Genomic DNA, 8,914 nt, shown 5'->3' with positions numbered 1-8,914 from the left:
GAAGCCCATCGCGAAGGCCTTCTGGGTGACGAAGCGGGTCTGCGGCATCGGGCCGTCCATCGCGTCGACGAGGATCAGCACGGTGTCGACCATCGACAGCACGCGCTCCACTTCGCCGCCGAAGTCGGCGTGTCCCGGGGTGTCGACGATGTTGATGTGCGTGCCTTCGTACTCGACCGCGCAGTTCTTCGAAAGGATCGTGATGCCACGTTCCTTTTCGATGTCGTTCGAGTCCATCACGCGCTCGACCACAGCCTGGTTCTCTCGGAACGTGGCGGTCTGGCGGAGCAATTGGTCGACGAGCGTGGTCTTGCCGTGGTCGACGTGGGCAATGATGGCAATGTTGCGAAGGGCGCGGGTCATAGGAGCTTGAGGAGCTTGTACAGATAGTTGAGCGCCGTGGGTGCAAGCTAGCTATTAGCCGTGGAACGAACCTGAAGACAAATCCACTTCCCCGCACTCGGCGCGATGGGAACCCAAGATTGTAGCACGGCGGCGTGTCCTCTTCCGCCCTGTTAAGCAATAGGACGAAACCCGGAAGCCTTTTCCCCTCGTTTTCCTATTTCGGGACAGCCGAAAATCGCCGTCAAGTCCTGCTGTCAGGCCCCTGGCGAGCGCAATCAAATCTCAAAATAACAACAGTCGGCATCTCACAAGCGCATTAGGAGGAATCTGAAAGTACTTGCCGCGTCAACGAAACGCCTCCTATAATCTTGCATAGTCAATTATTGCAAGCGCACGAGTATCCATGAGCGACGTCCATCAGCCGGTTCCAGAAATTGCCAATTACGTACTTTGCGAGAGCGTCGGCTACCTGCTAAGCCGGGTTCGCTCGACGCTCTGGAACAACGTGACGCAGCTCACCATGGCTGACCTCGGCATCACCAGCACCCAAGCCAGCATCATGTTCATGCTTGCGAGCGGCCGCAATCTGGCCGCAGCGGACCTTGCGCGCGAATATGGCATTGATGCAAGCGCGGTTACACGCCTGATCGACCGGCTGGAGAAGCGCGGACTGATCACGCGCGTGCGCAGCGAGGAAGACAGGCGGGGCGTGCGACTCGCGCTGACGCCTGAAGGCCGCGAACTCGCGGGGCAGATACCGGCTATTTTCACGAAAGTGCTGGACAAGCTTCTCGGCGGTTTCACTCCCGAGGAAGTCGGTTTTCTGAAAAGCATGTTGCGCCGGATCCTGCTCAATTCGGGCGATCCTGCCGCCATCGCACTAATCAGCGGATACGAAAGCTCAACGCCGAAAGCATCCTCCTGACCAAGCGAGCGTGTTCTCCTGAATCCGGGTTCCTATCTTGACGACGCACATCGGCGACCGCCCTTTCCGGGTAATAAAACTGAAAGAAATGGTTGCTGCGTCCATCTTTACATATCATCTCTGAGAGTCGAGCGATGAAACTCCCTTATTCGTCCGCGCCTGTCTTCGCGGCGTCTGCGATAACAATGAAACGCAGCGCGCTGGCCGCAGCCGTGTTCGTGCTCGCGGGTTGTGCCAACTACGCCGGCATCAGCAGCGACAAGCAGATCACCGCGCCACAGAACGACGCGCTGCAGGCCACGCAAAGCGTGCCGTCGCAAGGCGGCCAGTGGCCGTCGCTCGACTGGGCGAAGCAATTCGGCGATCCGCAATTGCCACAGCTCATCGACGAAGCGTTGGCGGGCAATCCATCGATCGCGCAGGCGCAAGCCCGGATCGCGAAGGCATCGTCCTATATAGAAAGCTCACGTGCGGGCCTTTTCCCGAAAGTGAACGGCTCGTATTCGTGGAGTCGCGAGCTCTATTCGGCAAACGGGCTGTACCCGCCTCCGTACGGCGGCAGCTGGTATAGCGAGAACAATGCGCTCGTGAGCGCTTCGTGGGACCTGGACCTGTGGGGCAAGAACCGCTCACGGCTGAATCAGGCGGTGTCGCAGCAGAAGGCCGCCGAGGCCGACATGCAGCAAGCCCGCGTGACGCTGGCGGCATCGGTTGCGCAGACGTATAACCAGCTCGCACTGCTCTATGCCCTGCGCGACGTTGCACAGCGCGAGATCGCAAACCGCTCCGACGTAGGCCGGATCACGAACGGCCGCGTGAGCGCCGGACTCGATACCAACGTCGAAATCCGCACGGCCGAAGGCAATATTGCGACGAGCCAGACGAACCTGTCCGAGCTCGACGGCCAGATCACGACCACGCGCTATCAGCTCGGCGCGCTGCTCGGCCAGGGCCCGGATCGCGGCTTGAAAATTGCGAGCCCGGTGCTGAACTCGAAGATCGAAGTCGCGCTGCCGGACAACGTGCCGGCCGACCTGATCGCGCGCCGGCCGGATATTGTCGCGGCGCGCTGGCAGGTGGAAGCGGCGACATCGGATGTAAAGGAAGCCAAGGCCGAGTTTTTCCCCGACATCAATCTCTCGGTGGCAGCGGGCTTCGATGCCTTCGGCTGGGGCCGGTTCTTCACTTCGAGCAGCCGTCAGTTCAACGCCGGGCCGGCCATCCATTTGCCGATCTTCGATGCCGGCGCACTGCGCGCGCAGTTGAAGGGCCGATACGCGGACTTCGATCTCGACGTCGCGAACTACAACCAGACGCTGATCAATGCGCTGAACGATGTGGCGACGCAGATCGCATCGATTCGCTCGGTCGATCAGCAAACGAGCGATGCCACGCGCGCCCTCGACGCCTCCACGCACGCCTACCAGCTCGCCGTGATCCGGTACAAGGCTGGCTTGTCGCCACAACTGCAGGTGCTCACCGCCGACCAGAACCGGTTGTCGAACGAGCAAACCGTGACGAACCTGCGGATGAGGCGCCGCGATCTCCAGATCGGCCTGATCAAGGCGCTGGGCGGAGGTTTCGATGCCGCCGACACCAACCTTGCCATCGACGGGCAAACGTCGAAAACCGCATCGGTCGCGGCGAAGACCGCCGACTGAATCAAACCAAATCGAATCGATTAGCAGCAACTCGAGACAGGGAATACGGAGCCATTCATGAGCGACTCTCAACAAAACGCCGCAGCAGCACCGGCGCCTAAAACCAGCAACACCAAGCGCCGCGTGCTGATGTCGCTGATCGTGCTGGTCGTGATCATCGCAGCCGTTGCATACGGGCTGTACTACTTCCTCGTCGCGCGTTTTCACGAAAGCACCGACGACGCTTATGTCAACGGCAACATCGTGCAGATCACGCCGCAAGTGGTCGGCACGGTGATCTCGGTGAATGCCGACGACACGCAAACCGTGAAGATGGGCGATCCGCTCGTCGTACTCGATCCGGCGGATTCGAAAGTCGCGCTCGATCAGGCCGAAGCGAATCTTGCGCAGACGGTGCGCCAGGTCCGCACGCTGTTCGTCAACGACAATCAATACCAGGCGCAAGTCGCGCTGCGTCAGTCGGATTTGTCGCGTGCCCAGGATGACCTGCGCCGCCGCTTGACGATTGCGCAGACCGGCGCGATCTCGGGCGAGGAAATCTCCCACGCGCGTGACGCCGTGCGCGGCGCGCAGGCTTCGCTGAATGCGGCGCAGCAGGAGTTGCAGGCGAACCGTTCGCTGACTTCGAACACGACCATCGCAAATCATCCGAACGTGCTGTCGGCCGCCGCCAAGGTCCGCGATTCGTACATCAACTTTGCACGCAACACCATGCCCGCGCCGGTGACGGGTTATGTCGCGAAGCGTTCGGTGCAGGTCGGCCAGCGCGTGTCGCCGGGCAATCCGCTGATGGCGATCGTGCCGCTGAACGGCGTATGGATCGATGCCAATTTCAAGGAAGTGCAGCTCACGCATATGCGCATCGGCCAGCCGGTTGAACTCACGGCTGACGTGTACGGATCAGGCGTCGTGTTCCACGGCAAGGTGATCGGCTTCTCCGCCGGAACGGGCTCCGCGTTCTCGCTCTTGCCGGCGCAAAACGCGACTGGCAACTGGATCAAGGTCGTGCAGCGCCTGCCGGTCCGTATCGCGCTCGACCCGCAGGAACTTGAAAAGCATCCGCTGCGCATCGGTTTGTCGATGAACGTGGACGTGACGATCAAGGACGAGAACGGCGGCCAGCTCGGCACGGCGCCGAACACCGTGTACCAGACCGATGTGTTCGCCAAGTACGGCGATCAGGCCGACGCTGAAATCGCACGCATCATCGCGGCGAACGAAGGCACGTCGGGTCCGGGAACGGGCGGCGGTTCGCAGAAGACATCGAAGGAAAACGTTCAGCCCGCGACCAGGCAAGACCTCGCGAAGCTGATGTAAGCGCTCTTCAAAGTTTTCCGGAACCGTTCTTATGTCTCAACCCAACGCCGTTCATCCGCCGCTGCAAGGCGCGAAACTCGTGATCGGGACGATCGCGGTGTCGCTCGCGGTGTTCATGAACGTGCTCGATACATCGATCGCAAACGTCTCCATCCCGTCGATATCCGGTGACCTCGGGGTATCGTCGGATCAGGGCACGTGGGTGATCACGTCGTTCGCGGTCGCCAACGCGATCTCCGTGCCGCTCACCGGCTGGCTCACCCAGCGCTTCGGGCAAGTGCGCTTGTTCATGACGTCGATCGTGCTGTTCGTGCTTGCGTCGTGGCTCTGCGGGCTCGCGCCCACCCTGCCCTTCCTGCTCGCCGCCCGCGTGCTGCAAGGCGCGGTCGCCGGCCCGATGATCCCGCTTTCCCAGACCTTGCTGCTCGCGAGTTACCCGCGGGCGAAAGCGCCCATGGCGCTCTCAATGTGGTCGATGACCACACTCATCGCGCCTGTCGCCGGCCCGATTCTGGGCGGCTGGATCTCCGACAACATCTCGTGGCCGTGGATTTTCTACGTCAACATTCCGGTGGGCATCATTGCCGCGATTGCCACGTTTGCAATCTTCCGGGAACGCGATTCGGTGATCCGCAAGGCGCCTATCGATACGGTGGGTTTAAGCCTGCTCGTGATCTGGGTCGGTTCGCTGCAGGTCATGCTCGACAAAGGCAAGGACCTCGACTGGTTCAATTCCACTACCATCGTGGTGCTGACATTGATCGCGGTCATCGCGCTGGCGTTCTTCATTGTGTGGGAACTGACCGAGGAACATCCGGTCGTCGATCTTTCGCTCTTCAAGCTGCGCAATTTCACGGGCGGCACGATCGCGCTGGCGATTGGCTATGGGCTGTACTTCGGCAACCTCGTGTTGTTGCCGCTGTGGTTGCAAACCGACATTGGCTACACCGCCACCGACGCCGGCCTGGTCCTCGCGCCAGTCGGGTTGTTCGCGGTCCTGCTCTCGCCCGTGGTCGGCAAGTTCCTGCCACGTATCGATCCGCGCAAGATCGCAACGGGCGCCTTTCTTGTGTTCGCGCTGGTGTTCTGGATGCGCTCGCGCTACACCACGGGCGTCGATACGTTCACGCTGATGCTGCCCACGGTGATCCAGGGCATCGGCATGGCGGGGTTCTTTATTCCGCTGGTCTCGATCACGTTGTCGGGCTTGCCAGGCAACCGGATTCCAGCGGCGTCGGGGTTATCGAACTTCGTGCGGATCATGTGCGGCGGCATCGGGACATCGATATTCTCGACAGCGTGGGATCACCGGTCGAACGTGCACCACGCGCAGCTTGTCGAGCAGGCCAACCTGTACAACCCGAACTTCAACGCGTCCATGCAGCAGTTCGGCGCGGCCGGGTTCAGCAAGGAACAAGGGTATGGGCTGTTCAACAGCATGGCGACCCAGCAGGCCGCGCAACTGGGCGTGAACGATCTGTTCTATATATCGGCGGCGATTTTTGTCGCGTTGATTGCGCTGATCTGGATCACCAAACCCGAGCGCTCGGGCGGCGGGGATTCGGCCGCGGCGGCTTCGGCGGCACATTAAAACCGGTTTGATTCATGTGAAAAAGCCACGGCATGCCGTGGCTTTTCTCATCCCGCCGATACCACCAGCCGTTCGGGCGCCAGCACACCCTCGCCCGCTCGGGCCACGCCCAGCAGACGTTTTTCGTCGCGCGAATAAACGCGCACACGATCCGCATTCGCCGGCGCGTCGCTGATATCCGCGAGCTTGAGCCGCTGACCTTGCGTGAAGCGGCGGCTGGCATCGGCGTCGAGAAGAACGGCCGGAAATGTCGACAGCAGCGCATCGACCGGTTGCAGCCAGCCATCACGTTGTTCGGGCGTTGCCTCCGAAAGCGTATCCAGCGTCACAGCGTTTTCGAGTGTCAACGTGCCGACGCCCGTGCGCCGCAGCGCTACCAGATGCGCCCCACACCCGAGTTTTTCACCGATATCCTCAGCAAGCGTGCGTACATACGTGCCCTTGCTGCACGTCACGCGAAACGTCACGTTCGGCAACGCGCACGCGATCATCTCGAGCGCGAGGATGGTCACGTTGCGCGCTTCGCGCTCGACAGTTTGCCCCGCTCGCGCGTATTCGTACAAAGGCTTGCCGTCGCGTTTGAGCGCTGAATACATCGGCGGAATTTGCGTGATGTCGCCGCGGAAACCGGTCATTGCCGCGTGGATCGCGGCTTCATCGCAGGTGACCTCGCGCGTTTCCAGCGCCTCGCCTTCCGCGTCGCCCGTCGTCGTGCGCACGCCGAGGCGCATGGTGGCTTCGTAGGTTTTATCGGCTTCGAGCAGATCCTGCGAAAACTTCGTCGCCTCGCCAAAGCAAAGCGGCAACAAACCGGTCGCGAGCGGATCGAGCGTGCCGGTATGCCCGGCTTTTTTCGCCAGATAAATTCGCTTGGCGCGAATCAGCGCGTCGTTGCTGGAAAGGCCGAGGGGTTTGTCGAGCAGCAACACGCCGTCGAGCAAACGACGCGGGATCTTCGGACGAGCGGAACCGTTCATCGATCAAGCGCCCTTTTCGTCTTGCTCAGGCTCTTCGTCGTCCTTGGCGCGTGTGGAATTCGCTTCGTCGATCAGCTTCGACATTTCCACCGCGCGCACGACGGTCTGGTCGTAGTGGAAATGCAGCGTCGGCACCGTATGGATATGCAGGCGCTTGAACAACAGGTTGTGCAAATGGCCCGCTGCGTGATTCAGGCCAGCTTCGGTTTCCTTCGGGTCACCGGTCAGCGTCGTGAAATACACCTTCGCATGCGCGTAGTCGGGCGTCAGCTCGACGCTCTGAAACGTCACCATGCCGATGCGCGGGTCCTTCACGTCACGCACCAATTCTGCGAGATCGCGCTGGATCTGATCCGCAATCTGCACGTTGCGGTTAGGGGAAGTACGTTTCTTGGCCATGATATTTCCGATAATGTGTGTATCGCCGGACGCCGCAAATAAAAAGGGCGGAGCGGGCGTGAAGCCCACTCCGCCCTCGAGTCCAGCGGTGAATCTTTTATAGCGTACGTGCGACTTCGGTCACTTCGAAGATCTCGAACTGGTCACCTTCGACCATGTCGTTGTAGTTCTTCAGCGAGATACCGCACTCGAAGCCCTGGCGAACTTCCTTCGCGTCGTCCTTGAAGCGCTTGAGCGAATCGATCTCGCCCGTGTGGACAACCACGTTGTTGCGCAACACGCGAACCATCGAGTTCCGCTTGACCACGCCGTCGGTCACCATACAACCTGCGATCGCGCCGATCTTCGGCACACGGATGATCTGACGAACCTCGACCATACCCGTGATGACTTCGCGCTTCTCCGGCGAGAGCATGCCCGACATTGCCGCTTTCACTTCATCCACAGCGTCATAGATGATGTTGTAGTAACGAATGTCGATACCGTTCGACTCCGCCACCTTGCGAGCCTGAGCATCCGCACGCGTGTTGAAGCCGATGATGACCGCCTTCGACGCGGTCGCCAGATTGACGTCCGACTCGCTGATCGCGCCAACTGCGCTGTGTACGATCTGCACGCGCACTTCGTTGGTCGAGAGCTTCTGCAACGACTGCACCAGCGCTTCCTGGGAACCCTGCACGTCGGCCTTGACGATCAACGGCAGGTTCTGCACGTTGCCTTCCGTCATGGACTCCAGCATGTTTTCCAGCTTCGCGGCTTGCTGCTTTGCCAGCTTGACGTCGCGGAACTTGCCTTGACGGAACAAGGCGATTTCACGCGCCTTGCGTTCGTCCGGCAGGACCATGACTTCTTCACCCGCGCCCGGCACTTCCGACAGGCCTTGAATTTCGACCGGAATCGACGGACCCGCCGACTTGATCGGCTTGCCGGTTTCGTCGAGCATGGCCCGGACGCGCCCGAAAGCCGTACCAGCCAGCACGATGTCGCCACGGTTCAACGTACCCGATGTCACCAGGATCGTTGCAACCGGGCCCTTGCCCTTGTCGAGCTTTGCTTCGATCACGAGGCCCTTGGCGGGTGCATCGATAGGCGCCTTGAGTTCCATGACTTCCGCTTGCAGCGACAGGTTTTCCAGCAAGCTGTCGATACCAACGCCCGTCTTCGCCGACACTTCGATGAACGGCGAATCGCCACCGTACTCTTCCGGCACGACGCCTTCAGCGACCAGTTCCTGCTTCACGCGCTCGGAAGCGGCACCCGGCTTGTCGATCTTGTTGATCGCCACGACGATAGGCACGCCACCCGCCTTCGCATGAGCGATGGCTTCCTTCGTTTGCGGCATCACGCCGTCGTCTGCAGCGACCACCAGAATCACGATGTCCGTTGCCTTCGCACCGCGGGCACGCATGGCCGTAAAGGCTTCGTGACCGGGCGTGTCCAGGAACGTGATCACGCCGCGCGGTGTTTCCACGTGGTAAGCGCCAATGTGCTGCGTAATCCCGCCCGCTTCGCCCGATGCAACCTTCGCACGGCGAATGTAGTCGAGCAGCGAGGTCTTGCCGTGGTCGACGTGACCCATGACCGTGACCACCGGAGGACGCGGCAGGCGTTCGCCCACTTCTTCCTGCGTTTCGCCTTCGACCAGCAACGCTTCCGGATCGTCCAGCTTGGCCGCAACCGCGCTGTGACCCAGTTCTTC

8 protein-coding genes are annotated in these 8,914 nt (G+C 61.0%); 4 read left to right on the top strand and 4 right to left on the bottom strand.

Annotated features, from left to right (window positions below):
* Positions 1–363 (bottom strand): GTP-binding protein (locus ACFFAR_RS16385; protein ID WP_375508138.1); only part of this gene is annotated, 363 nt, incomplete at its 3' end.
* A 385-nt stretch (positions 364–748) separates the two neighbouring features.
* Here ACFFAR_RS16385 and ACFFAR_RS16380 point away from each other — a divergent pair.
* From ACFFAR_RS16380 to ACFFAR_RS16365, 4 genes are all read left to right on the top strand, one after another.
* On the top strand, positions 749–1,270 hold the full coding sequence (locus ACFFAR_RS16380) for a MarR family winged helix-turn-helix transcriptional regulator (protein ID WP_375508137.1): 522 nt from the start codon (positions 749–751) through the stop codon (positions 1,268–1,270).
* A gap of 134 nt (positions 1,271–1,404) precedes the next feature.
* Complete coding sequence (locus tag ACFFAR_RS16375) at positions 1,405–2,931, top strand: efflux transporter outer membrane subunit (protein ID WP_375508136.1); 1,527 nt, start codon at positions 1,405–1,407, stop codon at positions 2,929–2,931.
* A 57-nt stretch (positions 2,932–2,988) separates the two neighbouring features.
* Positions 2,989–4,248: an EmrA/EmrK family multidrug efflux transporter periplasmic adaptor subunit gene (locus ACFFAR_RS16370; protein ID WP_061999636.1), complete on the top strand. Its 1,260-nt coding sequence runs from the start codon at positions 2,989–2,991 to the stop codon at positions 4,246–4,248.
* A 31-nt stretch (positions 4,249–4,279) separates the two neighbouring features.
* Positions 4,280–5,839 carry a DHA2 family efflux MFS transporter permease subunit gene (locus ACFFAR_RS16365; protein WP_075359797.1) on the top strand — a complete coding sequence of 520 codons (1,560 nt, stop codon included), beginning with the start codon at positions 4,280–4,282 and terminating at the stop codon, positions 5,837–5,839.
* 47 nt (positions 5,840–5,886) lie between these two features.
* Here ACFFAR_RS16365 and truB read toward each other — a convergent pair whose 3' ends face one another.
* From truB to infB, 3 genes are all read right to left on the bottom strand, one after another.
* Positions 5,887–6,816: a tRNA pseudouridine(55) synthase TruB gene (gene truB / locus ACFFAR_RS16360; RefSeq protein WP_174362857.1), complete on the bottom strand. Its 930-nt coding sequence runs from the start codon at positions 6,814–6,816 to the stop codon at positions 5,887–5,889.
* Between the two features lie 3 nt (positions 6,817–6,819).
* Complete coding sequence (gene rbfA / locus ACFFAR_RS16355; RefSeq protein ID WP_062000891.1) at positions 6,820–7,215, bottom strand: 30S ribosome-binding factor RbfA; 396 nt, start codon at positions 7,213–7,215, stop codon at positions 6,820–6,822.
* Between the two features lie 97 nt (positions 7,216–7,312).
* The coding region (gene infB, locus ACFFAR_RS16350) for a translation initiation factor IF-2 (protein WP_375508135.1) at positions 7,313–8,914 on the bottom strand (1,602 nt) is incomplete at its 5' end.

The organism is uncultured Caballeronia sp. (assembly GCF_964243625.1).
Classification (GTDB): domain Bacteria; phylum Pseudomonadota; class Gammaproteobacteria; order Burkholderiales; family Burkholderiaceae; genus Caballeronia.
This window is presented reverse-complemented; position numbering and strand designations above follow the sequence as displayed.